The 250-nt window shown below is 46.8% G+C and carries 1 protein-coding gene; it reads left to right on the plus strand.

The features are described 5' to 3' along the window. Positions 1-250: hypothetical protein (locus AAEY83_RS17300; protein WP_351061144.1), on the plus strand; the 250-nt coding region annotated here is incomplete at both ends.

Here is a 250-nt window from a genome sequence, read left to right on the forward strand (position 1 = left end):
CTCCTATTCCATGGTGCGAGGAAGGTTTTTGGTTAGAGCGCCCTGCCGCAGAAGAGCAAAACCTAGCACTTGGCAATACCGATCTTCACCTTAGCGGTGCTATGTATGTTCAAGAAGCAAGCTCTATGCTGCCCCCCATAGCACTAAAACAAAGTATAGAGCACACTAATTACGTTCTTGATATGGCATCTGCACCTGGTTCTAAAACTTCGCAGCTTGCTGCACTAATGAATAACCAAGGGGTGTTGGT

The organism is Psychrobacter sp. TB20-MNA-CIBAN-0197 (assembly GCF_040309765.1).
In the GTDB taxonomy this organism is placed as follows: domain Bacteria; phylum Pseudomonadota; class Gammaproteobacteria; order Pseudomonadales; family Moraxellaceae; genus Psychrobacter; species Psychrobacter submarinus.